The sequence below is a fragment of the Microbacterium sp. KKR3/1 genome (genome assembly GCF_021272365.1).
Classification (GTDB): Bacteria; Actinomycetota; Actinomycetes; order Actinomycetales; family Microbacteriaceae; genus Microbacterium; species Microbacterium aurugineum.
The window spans coordinates 153,570-170,189 of sequence record NZ_JAJSDW010000001.1 but is presented as its reverse complement, the minus strand read 5'-3'; the positions used below and the strand labels follow the sequence as shown (position 1 = coordinate 170,189).

15 protein-coding genes are annotated in these 16,620 nt (G+C 68.3%); 5 read left to right on the top strand and 10 right to left on the bottom strand.

Translation table 11 applies throughout. The features are described from left to right. Nucleotides 1-73 precede the first annotated feature (73 nt). Nucleotides 74-724 carry a pentapeptide repeat-containing protein gene (locus tag LVJ59_RS00835; RefSeq protein ID WP_232761680.1) on the top strand — a complete coding sequence of 217 codons (651 nt, stop codon included), beginning with the start codon at nucleotides 74-76 and terminating at the stop codon, nucleotides 722-724. A gap of 7 nt (nucleotides 725-731) precedes the next feature. On the opposite strand, the gene LVJ59_RS00830 is transcribed toward LVJ59_RS00835, so the two are convergent. Genes LVJ59_RS00830 through LVJ59_RS00815 form a run of 4 tightly spaced genes read right to left on the bottom strand, consistent with a single transcriptional unit; the run spans nucleotide 732 to nucleotide 5,641 of the window. Then, a complete protein-coding gene (locus LVJ59_RS00830; protein ID WP_232761679.1) occupies nucleotides 732-2,240 on the bottom strand; it encodes an ABC transporter ATP-binding protein in 1,509 nt (502 codons plus the stop codon). After that, nucleotides 2,237-3,049, bottom strand: coding sequence for an ABC transporter permease (locus LVJ59_RS00825; protein ID WP_232761678.1), 813 nt, complete (start codon nucleotides 3,047-3,049; stop codon nucleotides 2,237-2,239). The genes LVJ59_RS00830 and LVJ59_RS00825 overlap by 4 nt, the downstream gene beginning before the upstream one ends. Continuing rightward, nucleotides 3,046-4,002, bottom strand: a complete 957-nt coding sequence (locus LVJ59_RS00820) for an ABC transporter permease (protein ID WP_232761677.1) — start codon at nucleotides 4,000-4,002, stop codon at nucleotides 3,046-3,048. The genes LVJ59_RS00825 and LVJ59_RS00820 overlap by 4 nt, the downstream gene beginning before the upstream one ends. Nucleotides 4,003-4,030: 28 nt before the next feature. After that, nucleotides 4,031-5,641, bottom strand: a complete 1,611-nt coding sequence (locus tag LVJ59_RS00815) for an ABC transporter substrate-binding protein (protein ID WP_232761676.1) — start codon at nucleotides 5,639-5,641, stop codon at nucleotides 4,031-4,033. Nucleotides 5,642-5,812: 171 nt separating this feature from the next. On the opposite strand from LVJ59_RS00815, the gene valS reads away from it, so the two are divergent. Further along, nucleotides 5,813-8,428, top strand: coding sequence for a valine--tRNA ligase (gene valS, locus LVJ59_RS00810; RefSeq protein ID WP_232761675.1), 2,616 nt, complete (start codon nucleotides 5,813-5,815; stop codon nucleotides 8,426-8,428). After that, the gene (locus LVJ59_RS00805) at nucleotides 8,428-8,643 is read left to right on the top strand and encodes a hypothetical protein (RefSeq protein WP_134351457.1); all 216 of its coding nucleotides are present in this window, start codon (nucleotides 8,428-8,430) and stop codon (nucleotides 8,641-8,643) included. Before valS ends, LVJ59_RS00805 begins: the two co-directional genes overlap by 1 nt. A 97-nt stretch (nucleotides 8,644-8,740) precedes the next feature. Here LVJ59_RS00805 and LVJ59_RS00800 read toward each other — a convergent pair whose 3' ends face one another. The 4 genes from LVJ59_RS00800 to tdh all read right to left on the bottom strand — a co-directional run bounded on the left by LVJ59_RS00800 (nucleotide 8,741) and on the right by tdh (nucleotide 11,871). After that, complete coding sequence (locus LVJ59_RS00800) at nucleotides 8,741-8,959, bottom strand: hypothetical protein (RefSeq protein ID WP_232761674.1); 219 nt, start codon at nucleotides 8,957-8,959, stop codon at nucleotides 8,741-8,743. After that, nucleotides 8,956-9,579, bottom strand: a complete 624-nt coding sequence (locus LVJ59_RS00795; RefSeq protein ID WP_131491240.1) for a transcriptional regulator — start codon at nucleotides 9,577-9,579, stop codon at nucleotides 8,956-8,958. Before LVJ59_RS00795 ends, LVJ59_RS00800 begins: the two co-directional genes overlap by 4 nt. A 70-nt stretch (nucleotides 9,580-9,649) precedes the next feature. Further along, nucleotides 9,650-10,828: a glycine C-acetyltransferase gene (locus LVJ59_RS00790; protein WP_232761673.1), complete on the bottom strand. Its 1,179-nt coding sequence runs from the start codon at nucleotides 10,826-10,828 to the stop codon at nucleotides 9,650-9,652. Further along, nucleotides 10,828-11,871 (bottom strand): L-threonine 3-dehydrogenase, encoded by a 1,044-nt coding sequence (tdh, locus tag LVJ59_RS00785; RefSeq protein WP_232761672.1) that lies wholly within the window; start codon nucleotides 11,869-11,871, stop codon nucleotides 10,828-10,830. The genes LVJ59_RS00790 and tdh overlap by 1 nt, the downstream gene beginning before the upstream one ends. Nucleotides 11,872-11,954: 83 nt before the next feature. On the opposite strand from tdh, the gene LVJ59_RS00780 reads away from it, so the two are divergent. Further along, nucleotides 11,955-12,872: a LysR family transcriptional regulator gene (locus LVJ59_RS00780; protein WP_232761671.1), complete on the top strand. Its 918-nt coding sequence runs from the start codon at nucleotides 11,955-11,957 to the stop codon at nucleotides 12,870-12,872. Nucleotides 12,873-12,903: 31 nt separating this feature from the next. After that, complete coding sequence (locus LVJ59_RS00775) at nucleotides 12,904-14,970, top strand: M3 family metallopeptidase (protein ID WP_232761670.1); 2,067 nt, start codon at nucleotides 12,904-12,906, stop codon at nucleotides 14,968-14,970. Nucleotides 14,971-15,021: 51 nt separating this feature from the next. On the opposite strand, the gene LVJ59_RS00770 is transcribed toward LVJ59_RS00775, so the two are convergent. Both LVJ59_RS00770 and clpX read right to left on the bottom strand, forming a co-directional pair. Further along, a complete protein-coding gene (locus LVJ59_RS00770; protein WP_232761669.1) occupies nucleotides 15,022-15,162 on the bottom strand; it encodes a hypothetical protein in 141 nt (46 codons plus the stop codon). A gap of 33 nt (nucleotides 15,163-15,195) precedes the next feature. Further along, complete coding sequence (clpX, locus tag LVJ59_RS00765) at nucleotides 15,196-16,464, bottom strand: ATP-dependent Clp protease ATP-binding subunit ClpX (protein WP_047524015.1); 1,269 nt, start codon at nucleotides 16,462-16,464, stop codon at nucleotides 15,196-15,198. Nucleotides 16,465-16,620 lie beyond the last annotated feature (156 nt).

Genomic DNA, 16,620 nt, shown 5'->3' with positions numbered 1-16,620 from the left:
TCGATGCTCGTCCCTCCAGTGTACGCGGCATCCGACCTCCGACGCTGTCCGTGGCAGCACCTACCCTCAAAGGATGGCCCGCACCTCGGAATCACCGGCCCCGCCCCGCGTGACCGCTCCCGACCTCCCGTCCGTCCTCGAGCAGGCCGCCGCTGCGCGCAGTGCCGACATCCTGGGGTCGAGCCTCGAGCTCACCGGCACCGTCGACCTCGCCTACGCGACGCTCGAGCAGTGCGCCGTGAGGGCCGATGCCGACGCCGTCGATCTCACCGGAGCGACCGTCATCGACGTCGACATGTCGGGCGCGCGGATCGCCTCACTCCGCCTGCGTGACGCCGGAGTGCGGCGGATGCGGATCAGCGGAGGACGCATCGGCACGCTCGACCTGAGCGAGGCGCGTATCTCGGAACTCGACCTGCGCGACGTGCGCATCGACTACCTGAACCTCGGCGCGTCGAAGGTCACCGACCTCGAGGTCTCGGAGTGCACCATCCGAACGATCGACATGCCCCAGGCCGAGCTCACGCGCGTGCGGTTCACCTCCACGTCGACCGATGAGGTCGATTCCCGAGGCATGCGGGCGAAAGACCTGGATCTGCGCGGCCTCGACGCCGTCGCGTTCCTCGATGCCAACAGCCTCCGCGGGGCCACCCTCACCTCGTTCCAGGTGCAGCAGCTCGCTCCGGTGATCGCGGCGGGCATCGGCATCCAGATCAAGGACTGACGGCCGATCAACGACCGGCAGCGCCGCCGGCATCGAGCAGCTCCCGAGTGAACGGGTGCTGAGGCGTCGCGAACACCTCCGCGGTGGTGCCCTGCTCGACGATCCGCCCGTCCTGCATCACCAGCACCTCGTCTGCGACCGCTCCGACCACGTCGAGGTCGTGCGAGACGAAGATCATCGTCAGCTGCCGTTCCTGCTGCAACCGTGCGAGCACCCGCAGCACCCGCTCCCGCACCGACGGATCGAGCGCCGAGACGGGTTCGTCGAGCACGAGCACCTGCGGATCCGCGGCGAGCGCCCTCGCGATGGCCGCGCGTTGCCGCTGCCCGCCGGAGAGCGCGCTCGGACGCCGCTCGGCGAGTTCCGGGGCGAGGTCGACTTCGGCGAGGAGCCGGGCTACGCGCGCCGGCCGCTGAGCGCGAGGCACTCCCCCGGCTTCCAGCGCCTCACGCAACGAACGGCCGATCGTCCAGCGCGGGTCGAACGCCCCGAGCGGATTCTGGTGCACGAGCTGCACCCTGCGCTCCGTGGTCCACTGCAGAGAGCCGGAGTCCGGTGCGTCGACGCCGACGATCATGCGGGCCAGCGTCGTCTTGCCCGAGCCCGATTCGCCGACGACGCCGAGCGTCCGCCCGTCTTTCAACGTGAACGAGGCGTCGATGACCGCAGGCACCGTGCCGAAGCTCCGTGACACCCCGTCCGCGATCAGCACCGGCGGCGAGTCGGCGGGGACCGAGGCTCGCGGTTCGTGGATCGTGGCCGCGAGGAGCTGCTTCGTGTACTCGTGCCGTGGATTCTCGAGCACCTCGGCCACCGGCCCGGACTCCACGATGACGCCGCCCCTCATCACCAGGACGCGGTCGGCGATCCGGCGGACGGCCGCGAAGTCATGACTGATGAACACGAGAGCTGTTCCTGCATCCGTGATCTCGCGCAGCAACCCGAGGATCCGCGCCTGCACGGTCGCGTCGAGAGCGGTCGTCGGCTCGTCCGCCACCAGCACGGCCGGAACCGCAGCGAGCGCGGAAGCGATGAGCGCGCGCTGCCGCAACCCGCCGGAGAGTTCGTGCGGGTGCTGGCGGGCACGGCGGTCGGGATCCGGCATCCACACCTTCCGCAGGAGATCCCGCACCCGAGCCGCCCGCTCCGCGCGTCCGCGGACGAGCCGATGAAGGAGCAGCGGCTCGGCGATCTCGGTCCCGATCCGTCGCAGAGGATCGAGAGAGACCAGTGCATCCTGGGAGACGAGGGCGATCCCGGCGCCGCGCACCGCACGCCACGCGTGCTCCGTGAGCCCGGCGGTGTCCGTGCCGTCCACGATGAGCTCATCCAGCGCGACGTCGGCCTCCGCGGGAGTCAGACCCAGCAGTGCGCGTGCCGTGAGGGACTTTCCCGCCCCGGACTCCCCCACGATCGCGATGCACTCTCCGCGGTCGACGGTGAAGGACACGTCGTCCACGACCGGCTCACCCTCGAAGGAGATGCGCAGACCCCGCACCTGCAGTGCAGCGCTCATGCCGTCCTCCCGTCTCCGCGCGCGCGGAGGATGCGCCCGACCACGGTCGCCGAGACGACGGTGAGGGTGATCGCGATGCCGGGGAAGACCGAGATCCACCATGCCTGCCCGAGCACGTTGCGACCACCCGCCAGCATCAGTCCCCACTCCGGTGTCGGCTCGGACGGCCCGAGACCGAGGAAGCTGAGCCCCGCCGCGGCGAGGATGCTCGACCCGATGCCGATCGTCGCCAGCACGCTCAGCGCCCCGAGCACACCGGGAGCGACGTGTCGCAGGAAGGCCGTCGCTCGCGGCACCCCGAGGATGCGCGCAGCCTCCACGTGTTCGGCGGCCCGGAGGGTCTGCGTCTGCACCCGTGCCAGTCGGATGTACACGGGAACCGCGGCCAGCGTCACCGCGATCGCGATGTTCACCGTGCCCGGGCCGAGCACCGCGACGACGACGAGCGCGACGAGGAATTCGGGAAAGGCCATCAGGATGTCGTTCACCCGCATCACGGTGGCGTCGACGCCCCGCGGCGCGACCCCCGCGAAGGCTCCGAGGAGCAGACCGACCGCGAGGGCGACGACGGTCGCGAGTAGTCCGATGCCGAGGGAGCGTCCGGCTCCGTACACGACCCGGGAGTAGACGTCGCGCCCGCTCTGGTCGGTGCCGAACAGGTGCTCCGTGCTCGGCGGGAGCAAGGCGGAGCGCACCTCTGTCTGGAGGGGGTCGTGGGTCGCGAGGGCAGCGGGCCAGAGCGCCGAGAACGCGATCACGGCGAGGACGGCGACGGCGGCCCACAGCAGCACGCGTTGCGCCCGCTTCATCGGGTGCCTCGACGGGTGCCTCGAGACGGAGCCGCCACCACCCGGGGATCGATCAACGGATGCACGAGCTCGACGACGAGGTTCACCACGACGAACGCCAGGGCGCTCAGCAGGATGATGCCCGTGATGACGGGAAGATCGCGGTCGTTGATCGCAGCGAGCGTGACCCTGCCCAGACCCGGGCGTGCGAACACCGTCTCCACGAGCACGGCACCCCCGAGGACGGATCCCGTGAGGTACGCGGTCAGGGTGACGCCGGAAGCCGCGCCGTGTCTGAGCCCGTGCCGCAGCGTGAACCACGAAGGGCTCGCACCACGGGCCCGGACGGTCTCGGCGAACGGCATGCGCTCCGCCTGCACCAGTCCGTCGCGCAGCACCTGACTCAGCAGCGCAGCCACGGGAAGCGCCAGAGTGATCGCCGGCAGCACGAGGGTGGCGGGGTTACGGGCACCCGACACCGGGAACCAGCCCAGCCCGAAGGCGAAGACACTGAGCAGGACGAGCCCGATCCAGAACACCGGCGAGGAGAGGATGACCAGCTCGATGCCGGCGGCGACCGTGCGTCCGACCTGCCCGCGGACGAACACCGCCACGGCGAGCGCGAGGACGACGGCGATCAGCAGCGCCAGCACGGACAGCTGCACCGTCGCACCGAGTTGACGCCCGATCACCTCCGTCACCGGCATCCGCAGCTGGTACGACTCCCCCAGGTCGCCCCGCGCGAGCTGACCGATGAAGCCGAGGTACTGCTCGAACGGGGGTCGATCGAGCCCGAGATCGGCCCTGATGCCGTCCTTGACCGCGTCACTCACCTGCGCCTGCGGCCCCAGCATCACCGACACCGGGTCTCCGGGGATCACCCGGAACGCGAGGAAGGCGACAGTCGCCGCACCCCACAGGACGAGCACGACGGAGGCGGCGAGGCCGGCGATGCGGACGAGAGCAGTCTTCACCACTCGTGCCCTCCGCTCAGCCGGTGGTTCAGCCGACCGTCACATCGTAGAACAGCGGCCGACCGTAGAGGTCGTACTGCAGGCCCTCGACGCGGTCGCCGACAGCCGTGATCGCCGAGGGGCTGTAGAGCGGCACGATGGCCGTGTACTCGGCGTTCCACTGCTGCAGCTGCGCGTACAGCTCATTGCGCTGATCCTGGTCGCTGGTCGCCACGGCCTGTTCGAGCAGTGCGTCGATCTGCGGGTCGCTCACCTGTGACGCGTTCTGGATCCCGTCGGTGTGCAGGTGGCTGCGCAGCAGATCGGGGTCGACGCCCGAGAAACCCCAGTCGGTGAGGTCGAAGGTCTTCGGCTCGTATTGCGCGTTGTACGCACCGGGCTCGAGAACCTCGCGCTCGACCTCGAAGCCGATCCCCTTGAGGTCGGACTGGATCGCGTTCGCGAGAGCGGCACGGTCATCCGGCACCGGGGTCCAGGCGATCCATCGCACCGACAGCCGCTCGCCGTCCTTCATCCGGATGCCGTCGGTGTCGCGTGCGGTCCACCCTGCCTCGTCGAGGAGCGTGTTCGCGGCGTCCTGGTCGAACGGCCAGCTGCCCTCCAGCGACGCGTCGTAGCCCGGGGTCGTCGAACCGAGGATGCTCCATGCACGCGGGAACTGGCCGAAGTAGATCTCTTCCACCGCGGCGTCGATGTCGATGCCGCGGGCGAACGCCTGACGCACCTTCTCGTCTGCGAACACCCCGTACTTCTCGTTCAGGTAGAGCGAGTACGGCAGACCGGGGTACTCGATCGAGTCGACCGTGATGCCGTCGCCGAGGTCTTTCGCGAGGTTCGGCGGGATGTTGCTGGCGAGGTCGGCCTCACCGCTCGTCACCACGCCGGTGCGGACGGCCGCCTCCGGCTGGATCTCGACGCGGAGCGTCTCCAACTTCGGGGCCTTCGTACCGTGCGGACCCCACGCGTAGTCGTCGTTGCGGGTGTAGACGATCTCCTGATCCGGGGTGTACTCGGTGAGTTCGAACGGACCGGTGCCGACGGTGATGTCGGGCCCGCCCGCCTTCAGCTTGTCCGCCGAGGTCTCGAGGACGGCCGGCGAGTAGAAGCCCAGCTGCGGCGTGCTCGCGGCCTGCAGGAAGGGGGCGTACGGCTGCGTGAAAGTCACCGTCACCGTGTACTCGTCGACGACTTCGGTGCCTTCATAGAAGTCGGCGCCGAGCATGCTGGCCGCCTGCGCGGACACGGTCTCGGGGTCGACGATGCGGTCGAAGTTCGCCTTGACCGCAGCGGCGTCGAACTTCTCACCGTCGGTGAAGGTCACGTCGTCGCGGAGGGTGAACGTGTACTCGGTGCTGTCGTCCGAGACGGTCCAGTCCTTCGCGAGCCAGGGTGAGAAGGATCCGTCATCCTCCTGGAACACGAGCGAGTCGAGCACCGCCCGCTGCACCATGCCGGAAACGTCGAGCTGACTCACCTGCGGATCCATGTGCCCGGCCGAGAGGTTCGCCCCTTCGATGGACCAGACGAGCTCTCCGCCGTCCCCGTCGGAACCGGGGGTGGCGCAGGCGCTCAGCACCAGAGCGGTGGTGGCGGCGAGCGCGGCAAAGGGCAGCAGGCGGCGCGCGGGGTGTGCGGGCATGACGATTCCTCAGAAAGAACGGGTCGGGGTGATCCCATCCTACGGCGAATTGTTGGACTGGGTCGATATGCCAGGTCGGCCGCTCTCCGGGACGTCTCGGTAGACTGATCGGCACACCCACACTCAGGCACGCTCACACAGTGCCGCATACATCGTTCGAGGAGACCTTCCATGCCTGCATCCGAATCGACGCAGAACCAGATTCCCGACAAGCCCGTTCTCGAAGGCCTCGAAGCGAAGTGGGACTCCGCGTGGGCGGAGCAGGGCACGTACCTGTTCGACCGCCTGCGTGCGGCACAGGCCGGCCGTGAGGGCGTGTACTCGATCGACACCCCGCCGCCGACGGCCTCCGGCAGCCTGCACATCGGCCACGTGTTCTCGTACACCCACACCGACGTGAAGGCGCGATACGAGCGCATGCGCGGCAAGACCGTGTTCTACCCGATGGGCTGGGACGACAACGGCCTGCCCACCGAGCGCCGTGTGCAGAACTACTACGGCGTGCGCTGCGACCCGTCCCTCCCCTACACCCCGGACTTCGTCCCGCCGTTCGAGGGCGGCGACAACAAGTCGAGCCGTGCCGCCGACCAGCAGCCGATCAGCCGTCGCAACTTCATCGAGCTGTGCGAGCGCCTCACGATCGAGGATGAGAAGCAGTTCGAGGCGCTGTTCCGCCAGCTCGGGCTGAGCGTGGACTGGACGCAGACCTACCGCACGATCTCGGACGACACGATCCGTCAGAGCCAGCTCGCGTTCCTCCGCAACATCGAGCGCGGCGAGGCCTATCAGGCCCTGGCCCCGACCCTGTGGGACATCGACTTCCGCTCCGCGATCGCGCAGGCCGAGCTCGAGGACCGCGACCAGCAGGCGGCCTATCACACGATCGAGTTCCCCTTCGCCGACGGCTCGGGATCGATCGCCATCGACACCACCCGCCCGGAGCTGCTTCCCGCCTGCATCGCTCTCGTGACGCATCCGGAAGGGCCCCACAAGCACCTCATCGGCACCAAGGTGAGGACGCCGTTCTTCGGTGCGGAGATCGAGATCCACGGTCATCACCTCGCCCAGCCCGACAAGGGCACCGGCGCGGCGATGGTCTGCACCTTCGGTGACGTCACCGACATCGTGTGGTGGCGCGAGCTGCGGACCACCGACGACCAGCCGCTGCCGAACATGACCACGATCGGCCTCGATGGTCGCTTCCTGCCCGAAGCACCCTCCTCTGTCGCGAACGGCGACGCGATCGCCTGGTACGCCGAGGAGCTCGCGGGCAAGACCGTCTTCAGCGCGCGCAAGGCGATCGTCGAGAAGCTGCAGGCGACCGGCGACATGACCGCGGTCGGCAAGCCCTTCAACCACGCCGTCAAGTTCTTCGAGAAGGGCGACCGTCCGCTCGAGATCGTCTCCACTCGCCAGTGGTACATCCGCAACGGCGCCCGTGACGGCGAGCTGCGCGACAAGCTCCTCGCACACGGTCAGGAGCTGGCCTGGCACCCGGAGTTCATGCGGGTGCGGTACGAGAACTGGGTCGGTGGCCTGACCGGCGACTGGCTGGTGTCCCGTCAGCGCTTCTTCGGCGTGCCGATCCCCCTCTGGTACGCCCTCGACGAGAACGGGGAGCGCGACTACGACCGCGTGCTCACCCCGGATGCGGCGACGCTCCCGATCGACCCGACGACCGATGTGCCGGCGGGGTACACCGAGGACCAGCGCGGTGTCCCGGGCGGGTTCGAGGCCGAGGCGGACATCCTCGACACCTGGGCGACGTCGTCGCTCACGCCGCAGCTGGCCGGGGGCTGGCAGCGCGACGAGGAGCTCTGGCAGCTCACTGCGCCGTTCGATCTCCGCCCGCAGGGACAGGACATCATCCGCACCTGGCTCTTCTCCACGATGCTGCGTTCCACGCTCGAGGATGACCGGACGCCGTGGCGCAACGCCGCGATCTCCGGCTTCATCGTCGACCCCGACCGCAAGAAGATGTCGAAGTCGAAGGGGAATGTCGTCACACCCGCCGACGTGCTCGACGCCCACGGCTCGGACGCGGTGCGCTACTGGGCCGCATCGAGCCGCCTCGGCATGGACGCCGCCTTCGACCCGCAGAACCCCACGCAGGTGAAGATCGGCCGCCGTCTGGCGATCAAGGTGCTCAACGCCGCGAAGTTCGTGCTGTCGTTCCCCGTGCCGGAAGGTGCGCAGGTGACCCACGCACTGGATGCGTCGATGCTGACCGCGCTCGACGACGTGGTCGTCGAAGCCACGAAGGCCTTCGACCGGTATGACGCCGCGCGGGCCCTGGAGCTCACGGAGGCGTTCTTCTGGACGTTCTGCGACGACTACCTCGAGCTCGTCAAGGAGCGTGCCTACGACCAGACCGACGTGGGGCAGGCATCCGCGGCACTCTCGCTGCGGCTGGCGCTCTCGACGCTGCTCCGTCTGCTCGCCCCGGTGCTCTCGTTCGCGACCGAAGAGTCCTGGTCGTGGTTCGAGGAGGGCTCGGTGCACACGGCCGCGTGGCCGACGCCCCTCGGCATCGACGGCGATCCGGGGGTCCTCGCCGCCGCGAGCGAGGCGCTGATCGGCATCCGTCGTGCGAAGACCGAAGCCAAGGCGTCGCAGAAGACCCCCGTGTCCCGCGCCGCGATCTCCGCGCCTTCCGTGAAGCTCGACGCACTCCGTGCAGCGGCGGATGACCTGCGTGCGGTCGGCCGCATCGCCGAGCTCGAGTTCAGCGAATCGGAGGAGTTCACGGTCACGGCGATCGAGCTCGCCCCGGTCGAGGCGTCCTGATGCAGCTCGGTACGCGCTGGGCCGCAGGGTCGGAGGCTCCGGCCTCGGTGCCCGCCTCCCTCCGGGCCGCCATCGCGGAGGTGGAGTCGAAAGGCTTCACGGGCCACTGGACGCTCACGTGGCTCGAGGGCCGCGCGATCGCAGAGCTCGATGCCGGCTGGGAGGTCTTCCAGGACCGCTCCGGCGAGATCATCGCGCGCCCCTTCGAGGACTGACGCGAGACCCCCGTGCAGCGCCGAGACCCCCTGCTGGCCGCGTAGGCAGCAGGGGGTCTCGGCATTCAGCGGGGGCGTCGGCGCGTGTCCGGACGAGTCAGCGGCGGGGAGCTCCCAGCTGCGCGAGCAGGTGGTCCACCGCGCGGGGGTCCTGTCGTCGCGCCTGCTGTTCGCGAAGGAGGTCGAGCGCGAGCACGCGCTTCTGCGCACGCCGGGCGATCCGGTGCTCGACGTAGGCCGTGAGGCGGTCGGCCAGCTTCAGCAGCCCCCGCTCGGTCTGCGTCGGCGCCGTCAGGTGAAGTGTCGCACTGGTCATGATTCCTCCACAGCATCGTCGGTCGAACCCTGCACCGCGGTCGACGGCGTCGGCAGGTCGAAGAGTTCCGCGCGGAGCGATACCCGCCGCACGTCGGGTCCGGTCTGACCTCGGTAGCGTTCGATGGCACTCTCGACGATCGCCTCGAGCTCCTGCCGGAGGGACATCGCCTGGTCGGGAGTCATGTCGAGGTGGGTCGTGATCGTGATTCCCACCTCGCTCCAGGCCTCGGGCACCTCAGACTGCGGGCGATTCAGGTACGACATCAACGTCTCATGACGCAGGCGGAAGAACTCCGAGGTCACGATCTGTGCCGCCGCGCGATTGGCCGGAGACGTCATGTCATCAGGCCCGGGCACGTCGATGCGCCCCTTGGGCCGCTCCCACCAGCGCTCCCGTGCGGTGCCCCGCCCCTCGACCTCGCGGATCAGGTCATGGGCGGCGAGAGCGCGGAGGTGATAACTCGTGGATCCGGAGGTCTCTCCGACGAGGGCCGCCAGTGAGCTGGCGGTCTGCGGGCCGCGTGAGGCGAGCAGGTCGAAGATCTTCACTCGGAGCGGATGCGCCAGAGCCTTCAGCGCACCGGCGTCGAGGGTGCGTACCTGCGTCTCGTTCGTCATGCATGCAAAGATACTCTTGCAAAGACTTCTTTGCAAGTACTTCTTTGCAAGGTTTCCTTTGCACTCTCGTCTAGGCCACGGCAGCACGGGCCGCGACGAACGCCGCGACACATCTCTCCACCTGCTCCGGCGTGTGCGCCGCCGAGAGCTGCACCCGTATCCGCGCCAGGTCGCGGGGGACGACCGGGAAGCTGAAGGCGGTGACGTAGACCCCCCGCTCCTGCATCTCGCGAGCGATCCGTGCTGTCTTCGCGGCGTCCCCGAACATCACCGGGACGATCGGATGCTCACCGGGAAGCAGGTCGAATCCCTCGGCTTCCATCCGCTCGCGGAAGAGTGCCGCGTTGCTGCGCAGACGCGACCGGAGGTCTTCCGAGCCCTCCACGAGATCGAGTGCGGTCAGGGTCCCGGCGACGATCGCGGGCGCGAGCGTGTTCGAGAACAGGTACGGGCGCGAACGCTGACGCAGCAGCGCGACGATCTCCGCATGCGATGCGACGTAGCCGCCGGATGCTCCGCCCAGGGCCTTCCCGAATGTTCCGGTGTAGATGTCGACGCGGTCGGCGACTCCGCACAGCTCCGGCGTCCCCCGCCCGTTCTCGCCCACGAACCCGACGGCATGGGAGTCGTCCACGAACACCAGGGCGTCGTAGCGCTCGGCCAGGTCGCAGATCTCAGCGAGGGGTGCGATGTAGCCGTCCATCGAGAAGACCCCGTCGGTCACGATGACCCTGTGCCGCGCATCCGACGCCGCCCGCAGCTGGTCCTCGAGGTCGGCCAGGTCACGGTTGCGGTAGCGGAGTCGGCGCGCCTTCGAGAGCCGGATGCCGTCGATGATCGACGCGTGGTTGAGCTCGTCCGAGATGATGGCGTCCTCCGCGGAGAAGAGCGTCTCGAACACTCCCCCGTTCGCATCGAAGCACGACGAGTAGAGGATCGCTTCGTCCGTCCCGAGGAAGTCGGCGAGACGGCGTTCGAGCTCGAGATGCTGCTCCTGCGTACCGCAGATGAAGCGGACGCTCGCGAGTCCGTAGCCCCATTCCTGCAGTGCCCCGGTCGCCGCATCCAGGATGCGCGGGTCATCGGCGAGGCCGAGGTAGTTGTTCGCGCAGAAGTTCAGCACTTCCGCGCCGTCCGCCGTGATCTCGGCACTCTGGGGGCCGCGAATGCCACGCTCATGCTTGGTGAGCCCGGCCTCCTCGATGGCCGCCAGCTCTCCCGCCACGTGGTCCTTGAAGGTTCCGTACATCACAACTCCGTCCAGTCGAGGATGATCTTGCCCGTTCCCGCTGACTCCGCCGCGGCGAAGCCTCGTCGCCAATCGCGCACCGGGACGACGTCGGCGATCACACGTCCGATGGCATCGCGCAGGGTCGCGCTCGTCTGGAGCATCGCTCCCATCGCGTTCCAGGTCTCGAACATCTCGCGACCGTAGATCCCCTTGATCGTGAGCATGTGGGTGACCAGCTTGCCCCAGTCGATCTCGAAGCCGCTGCTCGGCAGACCGAGCATGGCGATGCGCCCGCCGTGGTTCATGTTGTCGATCAGCGCCGGGAGCGCCGATGCCGCGCCGCTCATCTCGAATCCGATGTCGAAGCCCTCCCTCATGCCGAGGGCCTGCTGCGCGTCGCGGATGTCCCGCACCGAGACGTCGACGACCTCGTCGGCACCCATCCGGCGAGCCATCTCCAGCCGCGGGGCGCTCACATCGGTCGCCGCGATGAAACGGGCTCCGGCATGCCGGGCGACGGCGATCGCCATGAGTCCGATCGGACCGCAGCCCGTCACCAGAACGTCTTCGCCGACGAGCGGGAAGGTCAGCGCCGTGTGGACGGCGTTCCCCAGCGGATCGAAGATCGCTCCGAGCTCCGGCGTCACATCGGCGTGATGCACCCAGACGTTCGCCGCGGGCAGCGCGAGGAACTCCGCGAAGGCGCCGTCCCGCTGCAGCCCGAGGCCGATCGTGCGGATGCACATCTGACGACGACCTGCTCGACAGTTGCGGCACGTGCCGCACACGATGTGCCCTTCTCCCGAGACGCGGTCCCCGACGGCGATGTCGTGCACCGAGGGTCCCACCTCGACGACTTCGCCGTAGAACTCATGGCCGGGGATCAGTGGGGCGGCGATCGCCGAGGCCGCCCAGTCGTCCCAGCGGAGGATGTGCAGGTCGGTGCCGCAGATCCCGGTGCGCAGGACCCGGATCACGACCTCATCGGGGCCGGCGGTCGGGTCCGGACGCTCGACGAGCTCCAGCCCGGCACCCGGTGCGTCCTTGAACAGTGCCTTCATGCTTCCGATCCCACCGCATCCGACCATGTAGAGCAATCGCCATCGTCTGCAGTGATCATTTAGCAAATGCTAATGTTTTGCGGATGGAGCTCCATCAGTTGCGGATTCTGCGCGAACTCGGCGCGCTCGGAAGCGTCACGGCCGTGGCCGACGCCCTCCGGGTCACCCCCTCCGCGGTCTCGCAGCAGCTCACGGCACTCCAGAGAGGCTTCCCCACACCCCTCACCAAGAAGCAGGGACGGACCCTCTCCCTCACTCCCGCGGGCGCGGTCCTCGCAGCGGCGGCGACCGAGGCGATCGATGCCATGGCCGCAGCCCGGCATGCCGTGGAGGAGTTCGAGGACTCCCCAACCGGGGTCGTCAGCGTCAGCGGATTCCACAGCGTGGGGCAAGCCCTGTTCGGACCGTTGTTACGCGAGTTCACGGGCGACGCGTCCGCACCGAGCGTGCAGGTGACCGACGAGGACGTCGCACAGAGCGAGTTCCCCGCATTGACAGCGCGCTACGATCTCGTCCTGGCGCATCGCATGGAGCATTCGGCACCCTGGCCGACAGCGGGGATGCGAAGCCTGACGCTGGTACGCGAGCCCCTCGACGTCGCCCTGTCGAAGTCGCACCCGCTCTCCACCCGGTCGAGCCTCATGCCGGCCGACGTCGCTGGGGAACGGTGGGTCACCAGCCGCATCGGCTACTCCCCCGACGACGTGCTCCGCGCCGTGTCTGCCGTCGCCAACCGGCCCGTCGAGATCCATCACCGCATCAACGACTACGGTGCCGTCTCCGCCGTCGTCGCCGCCGGCGGGGTGCTCGGGATGCTGCCGCGATACACGTCGCGCAGTGTGGACGACCGGGACATCGTGCGCATCCCGCTCGAAGGGGTGAGCACCCATCGGATGATCGACGTGCTCGCACGTCCGGAGAACCTGCGTCGACGCTCGGTCCGCACGGTCGTGGAAGCACTGCGGCGGGTGATGACGCGCCTGAGCGAAGACGGTTCCTGAGCCTGCGCAGGTCGATGGATAGGCTCGGAGGATGACCGACGCCACGAACCCGTTGCTGCAGCCGTCGCCCCTCCCGTACGGCCTCCCCGACTACCCGGCGATCCGGCCCGAGCACTACCTCCCCGCGTTCCAGGCAGGGTTCGACGAGCAGCTCCGCGAGATCCAGCGCATCACGATGGTCCGGTCGATGCCGACGTTCGAGAACACCGTCGAGGCTCTGGAGCGCTCCGGCGAGTTGCTCGACCGCGTCGCACACGTCTTCTACACCGTGAGCTCAGCAGATGCGACGCCGGAGATCCAGGAGATCGACGAGCAGCTCGCGCCGCTCATGGCCGCACACCAGGACGCGATCACGCTCGACGGCGCCCTGTACTGGCGGATACGGCAGGTGTACGAGCAGCGCGATGCTCTGGACCTCGACGCCGAGCAGCGGTATCTGGTGGAACGTCATCACCGGGAGATGACGCACGCGGGCGCGGGCCTGGATGACGAGGCCAAGACGCGGCTGACCGCGCTGAACCAGCGGCTGTCCACCTTGACCAACACCTTCGAGCGCAACCTGCTCAACGACACGAACGACCTCGCCGTCGTCTTCGACTCCGCGGCCGAGCTGGAGGGTCTGAGCAGCGGTGAGCTCTCAGCGGCCACACGTGCGGCGGCCGACCGCGGGCTGGAGGGGAAGTTCCTCATCACGCTTCCGCTCTTCACCGGGCACCCTGCGCTGGCCCAGCTGCGCGTGCGGGAGTCTCGTCGTCGCATCATGACGGCATCGCTCGCACGCGCTTCGCGAGGGAACGCGAACGACAACCGTGCCGTGCTGACCGAGATCGTGCGGCTGCGCGCGGAGCGAGCGGTTCTGCTGGGGTACGAGTCGCATGCCGCCTACGTCACCGCCGACGAGACGGCCGGTACTCCGGACGCTGTCGAGCAGATGCTGCGTCGCCTCGCCGGCCCCGCAGCGCGGAATGCGCGCGAAGAGCGGGCGGCGCTCCAGGCGATCGTCGACGAGACCGAGCCTGCGCCGTTCGCCGTCGAAGCCCACGACTGGGCGTTCTACACCGAGCGGGTCCGCACTGCGCGCTACGACATCGACTCCCGTGCCCTGCGCCCCTGGTTCGAAGCGGAGCGTGTCCTGCAGGACGGTGTCTTCTACGCGGCGACGCGGCTGTACGGCGTCACCTTCGCCGAGCGTGAGGATCTCGTCGCCTACCACCCGGGTGCGCGGGTCTTCGAGGTGCGCAACGCCGACGGCTCACCTGTCGGCCTCTACGTGCTCGACCTCTACACGCGTGACTCGAAGCGCGGCGGCGCCTGGATGAACGCGATCGTGAGTCAGTCGCGACTGCGCGGCACGGCTCCCGTCGTGGTCAACAACCTGAACGTGCCGCTGCCGGGTGACGGGGAGCCGACCCTGTTGACGCTCGACGAAGTGACGACGCTGTTCCACGAGTTCGGGCATGCCCTGCACGGACTCTTCGCGCGCGTGACGTACCCGCACTTCGCGGGGACGAACGTGTTCCGCGACTTCGTCGAGTTCCCGAGCCAGGTGAACGAGATGTGGATCCTGTGGCCGGAGGTCCTCGACAACTACGCGCGTCATCATGAGACCGGCGCCCCTCTGGATCCCGCGATCGTGGAGCGTCTGCGCGCCACCGAGACGTTCGACCAGGGGCACGCGACGAGCGAGTACCTGGCGGCGGCCTGGCTCGACCAAGCCTGGCACCGGCTGGGCACCGACGCGAAGGTCATCGACGTCGCCGCGTTCGAGGCTGCCGCGTTGGCCGACATCGGCCTCGATGACCTCGCGGTGCCGACGCGCTACTCCTCCACCTACTTCGCCCACGTGTTCTCCGGCGGATACAGCGCGGGCTACTACTCGTACATCTGGAGCGAGGTGCTCGACGCCGATACCGTCGAGTGGTTCCGCGACAACGGCGGTCTCGCTCGTGGCAACGGCGATCGTTTCCGCGAGCGGCTGCTCGGCGTCGGGGGCTCGAAAGATCCTCTCGCCGCTTACCGTGACTTCCGTGGACGCGACGCCGAGATCGAACCGCTCCTGAAACGGCGGGGACTCAGCGACGGAATCGTGGGAGGCTGACCGCTTTCCCCGCTTCCCATAAGCTGCGAACCCGCGGGACCAGCGTCGTCGTCACCGTCGGAGCCAGTCCATCGCCTTGTACCACGTGAGCTGGTGGTAGCTCTGGGAGAGGTGGTCGCTGAGTCCCTCGAGTGACAGCACGTGTACAGCGATCGCCTCGCTGTCGTCGAGCGTCTGTTCGCGCGGCCGCATCCGACGGCGTCGTCCAGGGCGCCGGGCGTCCGGTCACGCGCTCTTGCGCTTGCGCTCCATTACGATGGTCGGCGGCGCGCCCTCTTCGACGGCCGCCCGAGTCACGATGACCTTGGCGACGTCTTCCGCCGACGGGATCTCGAACATGATGGGTCCGAGGACGTCCTCGAGGATCGCGCGGAGGCCACGTGCGCCGGTCTTGCGCTCGACGGCGAGGTCGGCGATCGATCGGAGCGCATCCTCTTCGAACTCGAGCTGCACACCGTCGATCTCGAACATGCGCTGGTACTGCTTCACCAGCGCATTACGGGGTCCGGTGAGGATGTCGATCAGGGCGTCTTGGTCGAGGGGCGACACGTTCGTGACGACAGGGAGGCGCCCGATGAACTCGGGGATCAGGCCGAACTTGTGCAGGTCTTCCGGGAGCACCTCGCTGAACAGATCGAGGTCTTTGCCCTTGTCGTGCAGCGGGGCACCGAAACCGATGCCGTGCTTGCCGACTCGTGCCGACACGATGTCTTCCAGGCCGGCGAAGGCTCCCGCGACGATGAACAGGACGTTCGACGTGTCGATCTGCAGGAACTCCTGATGCGGATGCTTGCGTCCGCCCTGCGGGGGCACCGAGGCGACCGTGCCCTCGATGATCTTGAGCAGTGCCTGCTGCACACCCTCGCCCGAGACATCACGCGTGATCGACGGGTTCTCCGCCTTGCGGGCGATCTTGTCGACCTCGTCGATGTAGATGATGCCCTGTTCGGCGCGCTTGACGTCGTAGTCGGCGGCCTGGATGAGCTTGAGCAGGATGTTCTCGACGTCTTCACCGACATAGCCGGCCTCGGTCAGCGCCGTGGCATCCGCGACGGCGAAGGGAACGTTGAGGCGCTTGGCGAGCGTCTGCGCGAGATAGGTCTTCCCGCAGCCTGTCGGGCCGATGAGGAGGATGTTGCTCTTCGCGATCTCGACCTCTTCGGCGCGCTGCTCCGCCGTCTGAAGTGTGCCGTGCGCGCGGACGCGCTTGTAGTGGTTGTAGACCGCGACCGAGAGAGCGCGCTTCGCGGGCTCCTGGCCGACGACGTACTCCTCCAGGAAGGAGAAGATCTCACGAGGCTTGGGCAACTCGAATTCCGCTGCCCCATCGGCGGACGACTCCGCCATCCGCTCCTCGATGATCTCGTTGCACAACTCGACGCACTCGTCGCAGATGTACACGCCGGGGCCGGCGATGAGCTGCTGGACCTGCTTCTGACTCTTTCCGCAGAAAGAGCATTTGAACAGGTCAGCGCTTTCACCGATGCGTGCCATGCGCGTCCTCCTATGGGGGGATCAGAGATCGTCCTTCGAGCCTAACCGCTGCATGTGACACAGGGCCGCATTGGCGCGGACACGTCGGATGCCGGACGACGCTGCGGCGTCTCGGCCGGTGCGCACCGGTCGAGACGCCGCAGCATTCGGAGAGAT

Excerpts from the sequence above, each read along its gene's own strand:
- valS (WP_232761675.1), top strand. The coding sequence starts at position 5,813 with ATGCCTGCATCCGAATCGACGCAGAACCAGATTCCCGACAAGCCCGTT.
- LVJ59_RS00815 (WP_232761676.1), bottom strand. The coding sequence starts at position 5,641 with ATGCCCGCACACCCCGCGCGCCGCCTGCTGCCCTTTGCCGCGCTCGCC.
- LVJ59_RS00830 (WP_232761679.1), bottom strand. The coding sequence starts at position 2,240 with ATGAGCGCTGCACTGCAGGTGCGGGGTCTGCGCATCTCCTTCGAGGGT.
- LVJ59_RS00790 (WP_232761673.1), bottom strand. The coding sequence starts at position 10,828 with ATGTACGGAACCTTCAAGGACCACGTGGCGGGAGAGCTGGCGGCCATC.
- LVJ59_RS00775 (WP_232761670.1), top strand. The coding sequence starts at position 12,904 with ATGACCGACGCCACGAACCCGTTGCTGCAGCCGTCGCCCCTCCCGTAC.
- LVJ59_RS00800 (WP_232761674.1), bottom strand. The coding sequence starts at position 8,959 with ATGACCAGTGCGACACTTCACCTGACGGCGCCGACGCAGACCGAGCGG.
- LVJ59_RS00770 (WP_232761669.1), bottom strand. The coding sequence starts at position 15,162 with ATGCGGCCGCGCGAACAGACGCTCGACGACAGCGAGGCGATCGCTGTA.
- LVJ59_RS00780 (WP_232761671.1), top strand. The coding sequence starts at position 11,955 with ATGGAGCTCCATCAGTTGCGGATTCTGCGCGAACTCGGCGCGCTCGGA.
- LVJ59_RS00795 (WP_131491240.1), bottom strand. The coding sequence starts at position 9,579 with ATGACGAACGAGACGCAGGTACGCACCCTCGACGCCGGTGCGCTGAAG.
- LVJ59_RS00835 (WP_232761680.1), top strand. The coding sequence starts at position 74 with ATGGCCCGCACCTCGGAATCACCGGCCCCGCCCCGCGTGACCGCTCCC.
- tdh (WP_232761672.1), bottom strand. The coding sequence starts at position 11,871 with ATGAAGGCACTGTTCAAGGACGCACCGGGTGCCGGGCTGGAGCTCGTC.
- clpX (WP_047524015.1), bottom strand. The coding sequence starts at position 16,464 with ATGGCACGCATCGGTGAAAGCGCTGACCTGTTCAAATGCTCTTTCTGC.
- LVJ59_RS00825 (WP_232761678.1), bottom strand. The coding sequence starts at position 3,049 with ATGAAGCGGGCGCAACGCGTGCTGCTGTGGGCCGCCGTCGCCGTCCTC.
- LVJ59_RS00805 (WP_134351457.1), top strand. The coding sequence starts at position 8,428 with ATGCAGCTCGGTACGCGCTGGGCCGCAGGGTCGGAGGCTCCGGCCTCG.